The organism is Brevundimonas sp. C43 (assembly GCF_030732185.1).
In the GTDB taxonomy this organism is placed as follows: Bacteria; Pseudomonadota; Alphaproteobacteria; order Caulobacterales; family Caulobacteraceae; genus Brevundimonas; species Brevundimonas diminuta_C.
Genome location: NZ_CP132231.1, coordinates 2,223,602 through 2,238,219 on the forward strand (window position 1 = coordinate 2,223,602; position 14,618 = coordinate 2,238,219).

Below are 14,618 nucleotides of genomic sequence, written 5' to 3' on the forward strand. Positions count from 1 at the left end.
CGCAACGCGGCGTTAACCGACGCGGCGCACCTTCGTGTCCGAGCGGCCGCCAGCACCCGTTTGGACAGGCCGGGAAGGGCCCGCCCATGCCGACCAAGATGACCTCCAGCATCCGCCGCCACAGCGATCATTTCGAACCCCAGGACACCGATCCGCACGAGCAGCGTCGCCTGCGCGGCCAGCTGGAGCAGATCGACTACGCCGCCTACATCGCCAACAAGGAGGTGATCGGTCACGCCCTGACCGGCGTGGACGCCGCATCGCTGCAAAAGCTGGCGGTCATGACGGCCACGGCCCGCGCCAAATGGGTGGCGGAATCGCTGCGTCTGGCCCACTCCGGCTCGGCCGTCACGCCCGATCAGGTCGCCCGCCTGACCGCCGCCCGCACCGCCTTCGACGAACTGGCCGAAGCCTATGAGGCGCTGCGCCGCATCATCGAACGGGGCTACGTCGCCCTGAGGTGACCGCATCGCCGGGCGTGTCCGGAACCGGGCGCCCTCATCATCGTTCTGCGGCCATGAAAATCGCTCGCATCGCTTCCATCGCCCTGATCGCCGGCGCAGCCCTGACGATCGGCGCCTGCGCCACCCTGCAACGCGGTCCCGTCGGCAACGCCGCCGTGCCTCAACCCGCAAAGCCGGTTGACCTGAACCGCTACGCCGGCCTGTGGTATGAGATCGGGCGCTACGAAAACGGCTTCGAGCGCGACTGCGAAGGGGTGACCGCTCAATATACGGTGCGCGACGACGGCCTGGTCGGGGTGCTGAACACCTGCCGCCAAGGCGCGGTCGACGGTCCGGAAAAGACCTCCGAGGGCAAGGCGAAGATCGTCGAGGGCAGCGAAAACGCCAAGCTGAAGGTGTCCTTCTTCGGCCCCTTCTACGTCGGCGACTATTGGGTGCTGGACCACGCCGACGACTATTCCTGGTCCATCGTCGGCGAACCGTCGGGCCGCTACCTCTGGCTGCTCAGCCGCACCGCGCAACCCTCGGCCCAGACCCGCGAAACCATCCTGAACCGCACCCGCGCCCTTGGCTACGACCTGACGCTGGTCCGACCGACCCAGCACTGATCGCCCGCCTCAAGCCGCCTCGTCGCCACCTTCAAGGATCATCCATGCGTATTGCAGCGCTCGCCGCCCTGTCGGCCTTTCTGATCTCCGCAGGATCGGCCTCGGCCGAGACCATTTCGACCCACGTCCTGGATTTGGCGCGCGGCGTCGGCGGCCGCGACGTGCCCGTCACCCTGGCGATCAAGCACGGCGACGGCGGCTGGCGACAACTGGCGACCGCGCGCACCGACGAGAACGGTCGCGTCCGCTCGTTCGGCGATCAGGTCACGACCCAGGCGGCGACCTACAAGCTGACGTTCGACATGTCGCGATACGGCGACAAGGACGCCCAGCCCTTCTTCCCCGAGATCGACGTGGTGTTCCAGGTCCGCGACCCCAGCATCCACTACCACGTGCCCGTCGTCGTCAGCCCCTACGGCTACAGCACCTACCGCGGCAACTGAGCCGGGGGGCGGACGGGCGGATTGTATTTGGAGAGGGGCCGATCAGGAACGTCTGGTGGAGCCTAGGTCCGTCTAATCCGACTCCATATTCGTCTGTATCAGTCGTAGGGGCCATTGATCCCATTTCCGTTTTTTCGCCATTACTCCGTATTGTTTCATAGTGCTCTACCGCAATCCAGAGCCGAGGTTAGGGTAACGGTTAGGGTGAGGACCACGCCAGCGAACCCCGGTTCATCCAAGGTTCTCCTTTGGCCCGGCCCATCAACCTACTGAGCGCGCGCTTCGTCGCGACCACTAAGAACGTTGGACTCCATTCGGACGGCGGCGGCCTATACCTCGAAGTCGACAAGGGCGGCGGAAAGCGCTGGACCTTCACCTGGCGAACGGGCGGGACGCGCCGCCAGATGGGCCTGGGCGGCATCCTGCCGACCGACTTGGTCGAGGCGCGCGAAATGGCCGACGGCACCAGGAAGCAGATCGCGCGAGGCCTGGACCCTATCGCCGAGAGAAAGACGGCGCGGGCGAAAGGGCGCACCTTCGGGGAGGCGGCAGACGCCCCCTCGAAAGCGCTGGCGCCGGAGTGGCGTAACGACAACACGCGTATCAGAGGGAATATAGCCTGGGGACTTTGGCCGCGCCCATCCGCCCCCCCCTGTTAGTTGCCCTTGTCACCACGGCCGACGTGATAAGCGTGCTCAAGCCGATCTGGACGACGACGCCGGAGACGGCCTCTCGCACGCGGGGACGGATAGAGCGGGTGCTCAATGCCAAGCGCGCGGCTGGTAACCGAACATGCGAGAACCCGGCGCGCTGGAAGGGGCACCTCTCCACCCTCTTCCCAAAACGGCAGAAACTGACCAAGGACCACCACCGAGCCATGCCGTTCCAAGAGATCGGCGACTTCATTCCCCTGTTGCGCAGCCGTCCGGCGCTGTCGGCGCAGGAGCTGGAGTTCACAATCCTGACGGCGGCGTGGACGAACGAGGTGCCAGGTGCCCGGCGTGCAGAGTTCGACACGGCAAGAAGGTTGGAGGGTGCCGGCCGAGCGCATGAAGCTGGGCGTCGATCACAGGGTGCCCTTATTCGCGCGCGCCGTCGTCCTGCTGGAGCGCGTCTTCGCCGAGATGCCGGATCCTGTTGGGCTGGTGTCTTCGCTGACGCCAAGGGCGACCAGCTATCCGATGCGGCGATGTCGCGCCTGCTGAAGGTGCGGAAGGGCTTTTCGGCCTACAGCGTCCACGGCTTCCGCTCGACGTTCCGCGATTGGGCAGGCGGGGCGACGACCTTCCCCGAAGCTGCGGCTGAAGCTGCCCTATCGCATCAGGTCAGCTCCGAAGTGGAGCGCGCCTACAAGTGGGGCGACGTGCTGGAGAAGCGCCGAAAGATGATGGAGGCATAGGCGGGGTATTGTGATCGGCCGAAGGCTGCCAATGTTTTGGAGATGAAGCGCGCATGATGGACCTTCCGCGCCCGCCACCGCCACCGCCACCGCCACCGCCACCGCCACCGCCACCGCCACCGCATGTTCAGCAGATCATCAGCGAGCCAAGCGATAGCTTCGCACGCCAGCCAACTGACGCGGAAAGACAACTCGCCCAAGCCGAGAGAGCGAACGATTTGGCGGCTGAGGCGAACAACATCGCCCAAGACCAAAAGTGGTCGGGCTTGCTGGGCGTCGCGGACGGTTTGGCCAGCGCGCTTTTCGCGGGTTGGGCTGCGCTTGCTGCGTCCAGGGCGGCTAAAGCCTCCGAGCAATCAGTCCTGTTCGCCAAGGCTCAAACGCAGCCTCATGTCACCGCAGTGTCTGCCCACAAAGTCGCCTCACCGCGGAGCAGAGCCCGCAGTGCCATGTCCTATTACGAAACATCGGACAGGCACCGGCATTTGAATTCTCCTGCCTATCAGCCGTGATCCTCCGACCCGTGAGATCGGCTGTAAGTTTGCCAGCCGCTCCCGACGAAGTCGTTCCGACCACCACACTCGGCGTCGGAGGGAAAAGCGAGATCAAAGCGGATCGTCCGTTTGCACTAAGCGAAAGTTAGGTGGCGGACATCTCGCAGAAAAAGCAGGCTGTGTTCGTGATCGTGCGGACGAGTTATCGAAACACGTTTGGCGATTTGACGATCGAAGAGTTCGCGCTTGAGAGCGGCTGGCGAGACGGGGATCCAAAGTTCGTGCCCGCCAGACTATTTTACTGATGAGCAAGGGAACGTAGCTGGGCAGCCCGCACAGCCGGTGCGTGGCTAAGCACACTCTCCAGCTCCTCGCGAGGAACAAGCGTCCGTCCGCGCCCCATGCCCGGGTTTATGCTGGCGGCTCCGTCTCGGGAAGCATCCGCACCCTCAAGCCCGAGAACGGTCCGATTCCTACGGTTTATACCGACGACGCCACGGTTAATAACCTGGGCGCCGAGGTCACTGAACAGCGTCTGGCCATCATCGACTTAGAGACCCAGCAAGCGCTGGCTTCCTATCAGCTGATCGCGGCGGCGACAGGCGGCAAGCCCGTGGAAACCTGTTGGAATGGTGGGGTCGGCTAGCGTTGCTCTGAGGAGGCATGACTACGGCGCTGGCCCAATCTGCTCGGCGAGTACTTGTTCTACGAAACTATCGGAATGGACAGCGTGTCGATGTGCTGAAGGCCGATTGCTTCGCCGCCGTGCTGCTCAACTTCAATCGAGACTGATGGAGCTACAGGTCTTTCGCCGGTCCGTTCGGTTCGTCCGGCTCGCCGTCACCATCCTTGTCGGTGAAGCGACCAGACCCGCCCCAGCTCTCAAATTGGGCTGAGAAGGCGAACAGCGCGCCAGCTAGGACGACCGCGCCGACTAATAGCAGGATGATTTCCATATCAGGCCTCGCCGTCTTCGTGCCGGTTTGGCTGAAGCGACATGGCGCCAATCTGCGTTACGGCGATCAGTATCAGAAGAAGCATCGTAGTCATGTCCATGAGAGGCTAGCGCCTCACGGCCCCGCCAGGTTCCCCCAAAGCCGCCAACGACTGTTCCACCACGGCATGACTATCGAAGGGGCGGATGCTCGACCAGCGTGAACTGCCTCTGTTCTGGGGCCTGTGCGGCGGCTTCGGCATGATTCCGACCTACGGGTTGAAAGGCGCAACGAGCGAGGCGCGGGTGCGGGCCTGGCTGTCACTGCGCATCGGCGTCTTCGCCGGGCCGGTGGCGGCCGAGGCCGCGACGCCGTCGATCGTCGCCCTGGTAAAGGTGCTGGACTTCCGCGTAGTGGCGCTCGCGATCGGCTGGATGGCCGCCAACGACCCGCGCGGCTTTTTCAATCTGGTGGGGCGCATCATCAAGGCCGGCCTTCGGGCGGCCGTGGAAAGCAAAAAGGCGTCGTCATGACGCATCATGCATGGGTCGTTCTTACGGGGATGCTCTTCCTGTCGGCAGGTGAGTGATGACGGTCGTGTTCCGACTACTTGGGCCGACCTATCACACACGGATCTCGAGCAGCTTGTTCCTGCGATCCGTCGTCTTACTGATCGCGATCTTCCTGATGGTCAGGGGGGCAACGACAGTGTTTCCGGGGCGGCTGGTCCGCGTCGAGCATATGTCGCCTCTGCTGCCACTTGGCGCGCTTTGCTCGCTGGCTTTCTCCCTCATCGTTCTGGACTTCGTGCAGCGCGATCGCAGCCCTCCGCCGTAGAGCGTCATGGCGATCCGCCTCTTCACCTTGATCCGCCGCGACGATTGGGCGGCCGAGGCAGCGATGAAGATGCCGCCGGCAGGCCTGCTCGATCGGCCCGTTTCAGATCAACCGCACCAAGGGCTGCGCATCACCGTCATCTGCTTCGCCCTGGTGATGTTCGCCGCCGCCCTGACGATCTGGTTCAACAGCCTATTCGCCTGACGAACCCAGTTCGCCACATTGACAATCTAGAGTAGGTGCAGACAAATAACCTAAATCAGGAGAGTGGGTCATGAAAATTGCAGTCGTTGGCGTAGCGCTTGGCGTTCTAGTCGCTGGACCGTCTCTAGCTCAATCCAATCCCACTCAACCTGAGCCTCCGCAGATTGTTAGCCTGTGCGACCGCAGTTCGGATACGATAATCGGATAGCTAATGTGGCGATGGACCGCGTCCGCCTTAGCGAGTCGGAGTTGCAGGATTGGCCGACTGGCAACGAATGGCGTGAGCGCAAACAGCGCATGGATCGCGCAGAAAGATTAGCTCACCTAGTGAACCAAGGCCGGTGTCATAATGCTCACAGCGTCGCTTTGTCGGAAGGGGATAGAGCAATGGCCAACCGCATCGCTTCCGTTTGCAGAGGCGAGCCCTAGCCGGCCTGTTCAGCTGACGAACCGGGTTCGTTCGCGGTCGAGGTTTCGAACGCCAAGGTCCAGCCCCCCGTGCAGATAGTCTTGCTCAGTCGTAATGAGGGCCATCTACCTCGGTTGCGGAAAGGTCGAGGCCGCTCCGTTGGGCGACGAGATCGAACCGTTTAAAGAACGCCAGGGCCTCGTTCGGAGTTATAGTGATGTCGAACGCGCGCAGCGTTTTGGCGCCGGCTCAAATGCCTGGCGTCTGTCAGGTACGCAACCAGCGACAGGTCGGTGACAGGTTTGTCCGCTGATCCCACTCGAACTGATACTGAAGGCGACGACCGGTTCGTCATGCTTGGGGTTACCCATGACGACCAGATGCTCGCTGATCGAGAGCTTGTCCGAGACATCTGCGGCTACCGAGCCTTTGAAGTCGTCGTAATGAACGCCTGCGGTGAAAGTGCTCATGTCAGAACTCCTCGGCGTTGATAACCTGATCCTCATCTGAGGTCAGTTCCGCGAGGATAGTCGTTAGGACCGCGCGAATGTCGTCCGAGGGCAGTTTGGAGCTGCTCTGAAGATCTGCCAACTGCTTCTTCATCGTTCGATCTCCGAACGCGAAGGCGAAGGTAGTAAGTCGATCCGCGAACGATCAGGCCAGAAGATTGCCGTCGCCGACCATGGGGTGGCCGTGGAGACGGTCGAGGTGTCCGTTCAGGCGGTGTGTGCGGCGAGGTGGTGCCGCAGCCTTGAGTCGGTGAACTGACTGTAGGCGAACGCTTTTTCGAGGGGTCTTGGAAGCCGTATGTAGCAATGTGGTGTCTGATTTATCGCCTGTTTCCGTCCAACCCCTTGTGGAGCAAGGATTTGGTGGAGCCGAGGGGATACGAAACACCCCTTGATTTCACAGGGCTTTTTTCCGGCAGGTGTTACAGGTGAGGCAGGCAGATGTAGCAGTGATCGCGGATCGCGGAAAGCCTACAGCCTGCAAGTCCGCACGAGTTCGGCGTAGTCGAACCCATCGGGCGCACCGTTCAGGAAGTCCAAAATCCTTTCGGGATCGCTGGCGATGTCGCTCATCATCTCGTGCTCGCGGTCCTTTCTCTCGGCAAGCTGCCGAAATCGCGGGTCCGCGTAGATCGCCTCCAGAGCCCTAAGCGCCGCCTCGTCCTGGGCGCGGTGATAGGTGTAGGCGCGGCCTTCCTTGAGGACCTGATCGAGGACAATCAACTGGCCCTGAAGCTGCACCGATGGCTCGTCGGTGATGGGAGGCTGATGTCAGTCTTCTTCCCATCGAACTCGATCCAGGCGTGAGAGGTCATCACGTCGCCCGTGCCATCATTCACATAGCCCACGACGACCGGGGCGGTGATCGAGTGCTCACGCAGGAGGTATGTCGAGAGGAAGAACGCCATCCGGTAGCACATGCCTGTAGCCTGCGTGGCGACAATGAACCGCTCATAGGTCTGCATCGCGGCATTTGCGACAAGCCGCTCGGGGGCGCTCAATCCGCTCCGCCATTCGGCTAGGCGTGCGGCTCTCTTCTTCGCTTCGCCCACGGCAGCCCCCGTTTTCAGTGATTGTCGAAATCGTTGTAGGGCGTCTCCAACGCCACGGCGCAGTAGATTTCCAGCACGGCCTGCCGAACTGGGTCGCGCTCTTCGACGTAACGGAACTCCATCGCACGCACCCTCGCCTTGGCCTCAAGGAACGCGAGCTTGAAATCAGGGTCTGCCGCAAGCGCGGCCCGGCTACCTTCGCCTGCTCGGTACGTCGCTTTGAGTTTCCCGGTCGCCTCCCGAGCAAGGCGGAACGCGAAGGCGGCGATCCCGTGATGCGCGCCCGGTCGGCAATGGCCACCGTAACGCGCCTTCACGTCATTGGTCCGACCTACGTACAGGTGTCGGCCATTCTCGGAGAACACGTACACCCCAGACACCTTCTCACGGGGCCACGGCTGGTCGGTACGTCGGGGCTCCTGTGCCATCAGGCGTTCAAAACTTGGATGAAGGGCCTCGGCCACGGCGGCGAAGTGCGGGTGCATCTCTAGGCTCCGACTGCCGCTCTTGAGCGACGCTTCGGCTTGGCCGCTGGCGCGAGAGGAACCGCCCGCTTCTCGTATAGCTCGAAGAGATGTTCCACCCGCTCGCGCTCGGATTTGAACGCGCTGCGCCGGTACAACCGATCTACCGCAACGTCTAAGGCCAAGTGGGCGCGGCGAAGATCGGGGTGCATTAGGTCCGCGTCATAAAGATCGGCGAGCGAGTTCCCAGGAAACTTGTTGCGGGCGTCCAGGACGGCCTGAGCGAGCTTCGCGATAGCGGCCTTCTTGGGAGCGTCCATCTCAGGCCAAGGGAAGCTATTGTAAATCGAAGGAGAGTAGCTGTAGTCGCTCTTGAGCCTACCTCCGACCGTTCGCATCCAGGCCATGTGCATCGCGGACGATAAGACGCCGAGACAGGTAAGGTCTGCGCCAGGGATGATCTGAAGTTTATTTGACGCGATTACATCAGCTCCTAGCATCGCGACAGGAACGTACTCGCGCGTCTCGGACGACACTTCGGGAAGACACAGGTATCCTACGCTAGGCTGGCGATCCTGAGTGAACAAGGTCGGAAACTTGGCAAACGCCTTCACGCTCGCCGTGGGGCTCGCGAGCCGCGCCGCCTTCACCCGCTCAAGACGGACGACTATCGGCGGGGAAGCTTTCAGTTCAGCCGGGTCCGCATCCTTCAGCCAGAGGCACCACCGCCACTCTCCCGACACGAGTTCGTCGCCCCCGACATAGGGACGGAGCCACTTCTTCGCCTTCGGGTCTTCGGCGAGCAACCTGGTCCGCTCCTCCTCCGTCAGGATCAGGTTGCTGTTTGTGATGTAGCCGCCGCCCGGCTTTTTCAGGCGAGCGCCATCGGTCGGCTGACTTCCCTTGTGCATGGGCAGGCGGTCCGGAGGTGTCCGACCCCGATGCGGGAGTGCGTACTGGGGGCTGTCAATGAGGTAGCCGTTGATCCGGCCAACCGTCGAAAGGTGCGGCTCGCCTCTCACGCTCTCATAGTCGTAGATCGCATAGGACGTAGGCGGCTTGAGCGTCATGCCAATGATGACGCAGTGAACCGCCGCCTTGCCCCGTGCCTCGCTATTCCATTGAAAGGTTCGGTGGGCGAAGTTGATGAAGGCACCCGCAGCGAACATGGGGGGCCACAAGATGCTCGCCTGCTCGCCCTGCGTGATGGAGTTGGTCGATACCAGCGCGATGCGGATGTCGCGGTTGCCTTGGGCGTAGTCCACCGCCTTCTTGAACCAGCAGGTCACATAGTCCAGCCGGTTCACCTGGCCCTTGGTTCCCCACACCGCAGCCATGTCTGCCTGTTGCGCCTTGCTGCGCCACTGATGACCCACAAAGGGCGGATTGCCGACGATGTACCTGCACTCACTCGCGGGCAGCACATCCTGCCAGTCGAGCGCCAGTGCGTTCCCTGGGTGGATGTGCGGAGACTTCTTGAGCGGGATGCGGGTGAACACCTGCCCGAACTCCAGGCCAAGGCGCGTGTTCATAATGTGGTCCATCATCCACATGGCCACTTCGGCAATGCGAGCGGGGAACTCCTCGAACTCGATCCCGTAGAACTGGTCTACATCGACCCGCGATAGGGCGGTCGCGTCCAGCTGAAGCTGTCCTGTGTCATCCAGCGCGCGGATCGCCGCGAGTTCCAACAGGCGGAGTTCGCGATAGGCAATGATGAGAAAGTTTCCACAGCCGCAAGCCGGGTCGAAAACCTTTATTTGACCAAGCTTGTCCAGAAAGGAGTTAAGTTCTTTCGCCTTGTTTCGCTTAAATTGAATGATCCTTTGCAACTCTTCCTTTAGTTCATCGAGAAACAGAGGAGAGATAGATTTCAAAATGTTCTTCTCGCTCGTATAGTGAGCTCCAAGGCGACGCCGTTCCTCCTTGTTCATCACAGATTGAAACAGAGAGCCAAAGATTGCTGGAGATACTGCCTCCCACTTGAACTCGGACGCGTCAATCAGCGCCTTCCGCATGGTCGCATTGAGGGCAGGTATCTTCAATGGTTCCTTGAACAAGTCTCCGTTGATGTAAGGGAACCGAGCCAAGTCTTCATCGAGCGTCTTTGGGCGGTCGGCTTCAGGTTGATCTAGAACTTGGAACAGTTCGGAAATCTGCGCGCCGAGGCCGTAGCCGTCTTCGCTGCTCCGATCCTTCAGCCAAGTCTCGAAGATGCCGCGCGGCTCGAAGATGCCGGTATCATCAGCAAACAGGCAGAACAACAGGCGGACTAGAAACCGCTCAAGCTCGTGTCCCTTGTAACCCGATGCCTCCAGCGCATCGTGTACAGCCCCCATCAACTCCGAGGCTTTGATGTTTACATCTGGCTGGTCGAGAAAGGTCCGCTTCTGTCGCCCAAGGATGAACCCAAACGCCTCCACATACTTAGGAAGATCCTTAAGCTGGAACTTCCACTCTTCCCTCTCTTGCAGATCGTAAAGTTCAAAGTTCTGAAAGTCACAGAGGAGGATGTACCTGGGATGCTCATTTGGCTTTAGGCCGCCACAATAGTCTAGCGCCTGCGTCTGTGCCTTGGACAAATCCTTCCCGGCGCTCTTTTGTTCAACAACTAGATATCCAGGCCAAAAAAGGTCGATAAATCCCTTCGAGTTGTCGAGCTTGTTTACCTGTTTCTCGTAAACAGCAACTCGCTTGCGCGCGACGCCAAAAATCTCGAAGAACTCATTGTAGAAGGTTTGCGTCTCGCCCTTTTCATAGGATGACTTTGCGTGTTCGTTAGCGAACGTCGCTGCGCGAACCCGCACTTCATTCCAGCTAAGCCGCATACCGAACCCCCACGCCCGCCGCCGAATAGGCGCGGGCCACGTCAATGCACATCGGGAAAAGTCCCCCGGCTGGAACATAGCCCGAGGCCAACGAGAACCGCCAGAGTGCGCGTGGCACACTCAACGACCTGTGGTTGCTGCGCCATCGCGAGCCCCCACCCTGAGGCCCAGACAAGCGCCGTTCCCCCACGTCCCCCAGGCTAGATGTCGTGGGCGACGATCAGGCCCTCGCGGCGCATCTTGGCAACGAAGGCCGGGGCGTCGCCCGTGAGATGACTTCCGTCTTCCTGGACCTGCCCATCGTTCTCTGCGGCGAAGATCGCCATGCCCGTCATCTCGATCATGCGCCGTAGCATTTCGCGGCCTATTCCCTGCCGTCGATAGCTACCGCCCATCCCGTCGAGAAAGGCGTGAACCAGCTTGAGGCTGTAGCCAGAGGGGTCTTCCATAAGGCTGAAAGCCAGCGCCCCTATGCGCTCCCCTCCTTGGTCAGTGGCGACTGCCTCGTATGCATCTTCGTCAATGAGGATGCTCACGACCCTGCCATCCCGACACACAAACTCTTCTTCCATGGCCACCTCCCTGCTTCAGAAGGGTATACCCCGGCGAGACAGCGGCGTGAGACGGCGCAAGCGTACCAATAGGGTTGACTTCGGATTTTGAGACAGGGTAATTCTCAAACTCAAGAGCCTATTGAGACAGGAGGCCGCAATGGCGACCGTCGGTTATGCCCGTGTCAGTTCCACGGGACAGAGTTTGGAAGTCCAGAATGAGCAACTTCGCGCCGCAGGGTGCGGCAAGGTGTTCTCAGAGAAGGTCACGGGCACCACCACCGAGGGCCGCGACCAGTTGGAGGCCGCGTTGGACTACGTGCGGGAGGGCGACGTGCTGATCGTCACGCGCCTTGATCGTCTGGCGCGCTCCCTTGTCGATCTGCGCAAGATCATCGACCGGCTTACCGCCAAGGGCTGCGCTTTCCGCGCGCTACAGCAGGGAGCCATTGACACCACCCGCTCCGATGGCCGGCTCATGCTCAACATCCTCGCCAGCTTTGCGGAGTTCGAGACGGACATCCGCAAGGAGCGGCAGATGGAAGGGATCGCCAAGGCGAAGGCCGCAAACGTGTACAAAGGACGCAAGCCATCCGTCCCGGTGGAGGAAGTGCGGCGACTGGCAGGCGAAGGCGTCGGTCCCACAGACATTGCGAAGCGGCTGGGGATCGGGCGGGCGTCGGTCTATCGCGCATTGTCACCAGAGGCCGCGTGACCCAGACACTTCACGACCTGGAGCCGGATGGGCCACGTCCGTCCGCAGCCGAACTCTTCCGGCGTTCACAGTTCACGGGGAGCGAGCTTCGGAACTTCCGCCACCTGGACCCCGAGCGGACCTTGGCGGGCGACACAGGCGCGGCGCTCCTGTCCCGCATGGTGGCGCTGGCAGAGGCCCATGAGGTGCGGCAGCGGGCGCTACAGCCCGACGCCGTGAAGTCCAGGGGCCTGACCGCATCAACGCTGCTGGCGAACCTCGCGAGCCTCGCGCTCAACCGTGTGGACGACACGCGCTTCCTTGCCGTGCCGTTCAATCGGAACGCCTACGCGAACACTGACCTCAGCCTGTCGGCCATGTCGCTGCTGCGGGACGCCATGCTTGCGAACGGACTGATTGAAGGGAGCGCGGGCGGGCAACGTATCAGGCCGGACGATACGTCCTTCGGATGGCTGACGCGCATGAGGGCGACACCGGCGCTCCGCGCGATCTTCGCCGATTGCCGCATTAGCTACACCTCCATACGGCGAACTGTGGGCGACGTGCTGATCCTGCGGGATCGGAAGGCGGGCGTTCCCATCGAGCCGCCGGTTGACGTGGAGATGACGCGTCAAACGCTGGCGAGCATGAACAAGCGCATTGAGGCCGCCAGGATCGAACTGCCGCAGGACGCTTGGGCGCGTGTGACCCCTGGCACAATCGACGCCATGCACCTTGACGATGAGGACCGCGCGCCCGCCGGTGATCTTGCGGGCAAGTCTCTGGTCCGGCTTTTCAAATACGATTGGAGGCAGGGCGGACGGCTCTACGGCGGCTGGTGGATGAGCTTGCCCAAACGGGAACGGAAGCTGCTGACCATCGACGGCGAGCCCGTGGCGGAACTCGACTACGGCCAGCTTCACCCTTCGATCCTCTATGCCCGCATCCACGAAGAGCTAGACGGCGACGCCTACACGGTCGGCGATTGGACATCCCCGCCGATGCGGGAGCTTGGGAAGACGACGTTCGCCAGGATGTTGAACACGACCACCGAGGATGGAGAACCACGCGCGATCCAGATGGCAGATGGGGATGCGGACAAGCTGCCACCCGGCGTCACCTGGGAAGATTACCTTCCCACCTTCCAGCGGAAACTAGCGCCGATTTCCGAATGGTTTTGGATTGGCGAGGGCCTGCGACTGCAACGGGAAGATAGTGACGTTGCGGTTTCCGTTCTGGAGACAATGGAAGAGCACGGCGTCACAACATTGCCGGTACATGATAGCTTCATCGTGCCTAAGCAGCATAGGCCAATCCTGCGCTATGCCATGACGAAAGCCTATAGAGAGAAGTTCTACTATCACCCCATCATCAAGTGAGGATTGAGAACCAATCGAGCCGGGGGGGAGGGAACGCCGGGGGGGGACATAACTAAGAGACGTAAGCCATCCCTCGCGCCCGCCTCACTCCACAATCTGAAACCGGCCCCGAGCCGCGCTCCCGGTCCATCCCCGCCAAGCCCCGCAGAAGCCCGCTGGAGCCCTGTCCGTCCACCCGCGAGGCAGGTACATGGGGCGAAGTTTGCGCCCGTCTGGAGCCCTCCCCTGCCGAACCACGACCGTCCCTATGGACCGAACCACGACGCCCGGTTCGCCCTCCACCAGCGCCAGCCCCGCGCCGACAAGCTGGACGCCCGGCAGCGGACCATCTGCCAAGCCGACCCGGCCTATGCGCAGGCCCTACGGAAGCGCGTCTCCAACGAAGGCCGGTTCTCAGCGTTCATGGCGGGCCTGCCGTCCTACATCGACATCAACGGCCTGTGTCCGCGATGCGGCAACTTCCGGCGGCGTACCCGTGACCGATCCTGCTACGCCTGCCATCTCGCCCGCAGCGGCGCGAACTTTGAGCGGATGAAGGCGGGGCTCGCGCCCGTGGTCCAGCGGAGCCGGGACAGTCACCTTGACCTGTTGGAGCGGCGGCGAGCGGAGCGGGAGGACGATCACACAGTCCGCCAGTTCGGCGACATCACCGCGAAGTGGTGGCCAACGGGCAAGCTGGAGGTCACGTTCGGCGACGGCTACACTGAACCCGACTTCACCAAGCTCAAATGGCAGGAGTGCATGAACGCCCTGGAGATATACCCCGGCCTTCGTGACGTGCTGCGCTGGGCGGGTTGGTCCGTGGATTAGGCTGCGGTGAACACGCCCAGGCTCAACCCGCCAGGTACGCGGCCCGCAGCCTCCTTCCATCGCCGGTCGGTCCCAAGCGTGCGGGCGAGATGGGTTAGAAACTGGTGATCGTAGTCCGTCAGGCTGGGCTCATTGGCAGGCGCGAGGGCGAGGCGAACGAGTAAGCCCAAGGCCTCGGCACACGCGGCGCGGGCCTCATCTGCGATGTCGAGATAGGTGTAGCCCGCCGTCAGCGCCTCCGCTGCGTGGGAGGTGATGCCGACGCCACCGCCCACCGTCTGGCCCAGGAACTTGGGCGCATCCCCGTTGAAGGATTGCTCCACGATCACGCGCGCCAAGTTCGCGGGTTGGCTGCGCCCGAAGTGCTTCGTGTAGATCGGCTCCAACACAGAACGGACCAGCGCAATGGTGTTCTGTTGCTTCTTCCGCTTTCCGAACCCGAACATTCACGCCCCCGAGATGGCGCACCGCTTAGCCGTCGCCCCTGACGAATGGTGCATAGATCAGGTGGTGCGTAAATCCAACATGCGGCGACCGT

21 protein-coding genes are annotated in these 14,618 nt (G+C 61.9%); 12 read left to right on the forward strand and 9 right to left on the reverse strand.

From position 1 onward, the window contains the following. Positions 1-86: 86 nt before the first annotated feature. The 6 genes from Q9R14_RS11255 (at position 87) to Q9R14_RS11280 (ending at position 4,054) form a co-directional block, all read left to right on the forward strand. The gene (locus Q9R14_RS11255; protein WP_306002446.1) at positions 87-464 is read left to right on the forward strand and encodes a hypothetical protein; all 378 of its coding nucleotides are present in this window, start codon (positions 87-89) and stop codon (positions 462-464) included. A 53-nt stretch (positions 465-517) separates the two neighbouring features. Continuing rightward, positions 518-1,072, forward strand: a complete 555-nt coding sequence (locus Q9R14_RS11260) for a lipocalin family protein (protein WP_306002447.1) — start codon at positions 518-520, stop codon at positions 1,070-1,072. Between the two features lie 44 nt (positions 1,073-1,116). Then, positions 1,117-1,515 (forward strand): hydroxyisourate hydrolase, encoded by a 399-nt coding sequence (gene uraH, locus Q9R14_RS11265; protein WP_306002448.1) that lies wholly within the window; start codon positions 1,117-1,119, stop codon positions 1,513-1,515. Between the two features lie 248 nt (positions 1,516-1,763). Continuing rightward, positions 1,764-2,174: an Arm DNA-binding domain-containing protein gene (locus Q9R14_RS11270; protein WP_306002449.1), complete on the forward strand. Its 411-nt coding sequence runs from the start codon at positions 1,764-1,766 to the stop codon at positions 2,172-2,174. Then, entirely contained in the window at positions 2,144-2,914 is a 771-nt protein-coding gene (locus Q9R14_RS11275) for a tyrosine-type recombinase/integrase (protein WP_371929719.1), read from the forward strand. Before Q9R14_RS11270 ends, Q9R14_RS11275 begins: the two co-directional genes overlap by 31 nt. A gap of 840 nt (positions 2,915-3,754) precedes the next feature. Then, a complete protein-coding gene (locus Q9R14_RS11280) occupies positions 3,755-4,054 on the forward strand; it encodes a hypothetical protein (protein WP_306002451.1) in 300 nt (99 codons plus the stop codon). 151 nt (positions 4,055-4,205) lie between these two features. Here Q9R14_RS11280 and Q9R14_RS11285 read toward each other — a convergent pair whose 3' ends face one another. Then, positions 4,206-4,364: a hypothetical protein gene (locus Q9R14_RS11285; protein WP_306002452.1), complete on the reverse strand. Its 159-nt coding sequence runs from the start codon at positions 4,362-4,364 to the stop codon at positions 4,206-4,208. 185 nt (positions 4,365-4,549) lie between these two features. On the opposite strand from Q9R14_RS11285, the gene Q9R14_RS11290 reads away from it, so the two are divergent. Genes Q9R14_RS11290 through Q9R14_RS11300 form a run of 3 tightly spaced genes read left to right on the forward strand, consistent with a single transcriptional unit; the run spans position 4,550 to position 5,384 of the window. After that, a complete protein-coding gene (locus Q9R14_RS11290) occupies positions 4,550-4,876 on the forward strand; it encodes a hypothetical protein (protein WP_306002453.1) in 327 nt (108 codons plus the stop codon). A gap of 55 nt (positions 4,877-4,931) precedes the next feature. Beyond that, the gene (locus Q9R14_RS11295; RefSeq protein WP_306002454.1) at positions 4,932-5,180 is read left to right on the forward strand and encodes a hypothetical protein; all 249 of its coding nucleotides are present in this window, start codon (positions 4,932-4,934) and stop codon (positions 5,178-5,180) included. A gap of 6 nt (positions 5,181-5,186) precedes the next feature. Then, positions 5,187-5,384, forward strand: a complete 198-nt coding sequence (locus tag Q9R14_RS11300; protein WP_306002455.1) for a hypothetical protein — start codon at positions 5,187-5,189, stop codon at positions 5,382-5,384. A gap of 618 nt (positions 5,385-6,002) precedes the next feature. Here the strand turns inward: Q9R14_RS11300 and Q9R14_RS11305 are convergent. The 7 genes from Q9R14_RS11305 to Q9R14_RS11335 all read right to left on the reverse strand — a co-directional run bounded on the left by Q9R14_RS11305 (position 6,003) and on the right by Q9R14_RS11335 (position 11,218). After that, a complete protein-coding gene (locus Q9R14_RS11305) occupies positions 6,003-6,263 on the reverse strand; it encodes a hypothetical protein (protein ID WP_306002456.1) in 261 nt (86 codons plus the stop codon). A gap of 1 nt (position 6,264) precedes the next feature. Then, positions 6,265-6,396: a hypothetical protein gene (locus Q9R14_RS11310; protein ID WP_306002457.1), complete on the reverse strand. Its 132-nt coding sequence runs from the start codon at positions 6,394-6,396 to the stop codon at positions 6,265-6,267. 377 nt (positions 6,397-6,773) lie between these two features. Next, positions 6,774-7,043 (reverse strand): hypothetical protein, encoded by a 270-nt coding sequence (locus tag Q9R14_RS11315; RefSeq protein ID WP_306002458.1) that lies wholly within the window; start codon positions 7,041-7,043, stop codon positions 6,774-6,776. Next, positions 7,022-7,354: a lasso peptide biosynthesis protein gene (locus tag Q9R14_RS11320; RefSeq protein ID WP_306002459.1), complete on the reverse strand. Its 333-nt coding sequence runs from the start codon at positions 7,352-7,354 to the stop codon at positions 7,022-7,024. Before Q9R14_RS11320 ends, Q9R14_RS11315 begins: the two co-directional genes overlap by 22 nt. A 14-nt stretch (positions 7,355-7,368) precedes the next feature. Next, complete coding sequence (locus Q9R14_RS11325) at positions 7,369-7,839, reverse strand: hypothetical protein (protein ID WP_306002460.1); 471 nt, start codon at positions 7,837-7,839, stop codon at positions 7,369-7,371. 2 nt (positions 7,840-7,841) lie between these two features. Next, positions 7,842-10,646, reverse strand: coding sequence for a DNA methyltransferase (locus tag Q9R14_RS11330; protein WP_306002461.1), 2,805 nt, complete (start codon positions 10,644-10,646; stop codon positions 7,842-7,844). A 200-nt stretch (positions 10,647-10,846) separates the two neighbouring features. After that, on the reverse strand, positions 10,847-11,218 hold the full coding sequence (locus Q9R14_RS11335) for a hypothetical protein (protein ID WP_306002462.1): 372 nt from the start codon (positions 11,216-11,218) through the stop codon (positions 10,847-10,849). Positions 11,219-11,357: 139 nt separating this feature from the next. Here Q9R14_RS11335 and Q9R14_RS11340 point away from each other — a divergent pair, with 139 nt between their 5' ends. From Q9R14_RS11340 to Q9R14_RS11350, 3 genes are all read left to right on the forward strand, one after another. Next, complete coding sequence (locus Q9R14_RS11340) at positions 11,358-11,912, forward strand: recombinase family protein (RefSeq protein WP_306002463.1); 555 nt, start codon at positions 11,358-11,360, stop codon at positions 11,910-11,912. Further along, positions 11,909-13,270, forward strand: a complete 1,362-nt coding sequence (locus Q9R14_RS11345) for a hypothetical protein (protein WP_306002464.1) — start codon at positions 11,909-11,911, stop codon at positions 13,268-13,270. The genes Q9R14_RS11340 and Q9R14_RS11345 overlap by 4 nt, the downstream gene beginning before the upstream one ends. 402 nt (positions 13,271-13,672) lie before the next feature. Further along, positions 13,673-14,080 carry a hypothetical protein gene (locus Q9R14_RS11350; protein WP_306002465.1) on the forward strand — a complete coding sequence of 136 codons (408 nt, stop codon included), beginning with the start codon at positions 13,673-13,675 and terminating at the stop codon, positions 14,078-14,080. On the opposite strand, the gene Q9R14_RS11355 is transcribed toward Q9R14_RS11350, so the two are convergent. Beyond that, complete coding sequence (locus Q9R14_RS11355; RefSeq protein WP_306002466.1) at positions 14,077-14,526, reverse strand: hypothetical protein; 450 nt, start codon at positions 14,524-14,526, stop codon at positions 14,077-14,079. The two genes, Q9R14_RS11350 and Q9R14_RS11355, sit on opposite strands and share 4 nt — an antisense overlap. Positions 14,527-14,618: the final 92 nt, after the last annotated feature.

Coding starts and splice junctions, on each gene's coding strand:
- Q9R14_RS11350 (WP_306002465.1), top strand. CDS start 13,673: ATGGCGGGCCTGCCGTCCTACATCGACATCAACGGCCTGTGTCCGCGA.
- Q9R14_RS11300 (WP_306002455.1), top strand. CDS start 5,187: ATGGCGATCCGCCTCTTCACCTTGATCCGCCGCGACGATTGGGCGGCC.
- Q9R14_RS11290 (WP_306002453.1), top strand. CDS start 4,550: ATGCTCGACCAGCGTGAACTGCCTCTGTTCTGGGGCCTGTGCGGCGGC.
- Q9R14_RS11340 (WP_306002463.1), top strand. CDS start 11,358: ATGGCGACCGTCGGTTATGCCCGTGTCAGTTCCACGGGACAGAGTTTG.
- Q9R14_RS11325 (WP_306002460.1), bottom strand. CDS start 7,839: ATGCACCCGCACTTCGCCGCCGTGGCCGAGGCCCTTCATCCAAGTTTT.
- Q9R14_RS11255 (WP_306002446.1), top strand. CDS start 87: ATGCCGACCAAGATGACCTCCAGCATCCGCCGCCACAGCGATCATTTC.
- Q9R14_RS11355 (WP_306002466.1), bottom strand. CDS start 14,526: ATGTTCGGGTTCGGAAAGCGGAAGAAGCAACAGAACACCATTGCGCTG.
- Q9R14_RS11260 (WP_306002447.1), top strand. CDS start 518: ATGAAAATCGCTCGCATCGCTTCCATCGCCCTGATCGCCGGCGCAGCC.
- Q9R14_RS11310 (WP_306002457.1), bottom strand. CDS start 6,396: ATGAAGAAGCAGTTGGCAGATCTTCAGAGCAGCTCCAAACTGCCCTCG.
- Q9R14_RS11335 (WP_306002462.1), bottom strand. CDS start 11,218: ATGGAAGAAGAGTTTGTGTGTCGGGATGGCAGGGTCGTGAGCATCCTC.
- uraH (WP_306002448.1), top strand. CDS start 1,117: ATGCGTATTGCAGCGCTCGCCGCCCTGTCGGCCTTTCTGATCTCCGCA.
- Q9R14_RS11295 (WP_306002454.1), top strand. CDS start 4,932: ATGACGGTCGTGTTCCGACTACTTGGGCCGACCTATCACACACGGATC.
- Q9R14_RS11305 (WP_306002456.1), bottom strand. CDS start 6,263: ATGAGCACTTTCACCGCAGGCGTTCATTACGACGACTTCAAAGGCTCG.
- Q9R14_RS11285 (WP_306002452.1), bottom strand. CDS start 4,364: ATGGAAATCATCCTGCTATTAGTCGGCGCGGTCGTCCTAGCTGGCGCG.
- Q9R14_RS11330 (WP_306002461.1), bottom strand. CDS start 10,646: ATGCGGCTTAGCTGGAATGAAGTGCGGGTTCGCGCAGCGACGTTCGCT.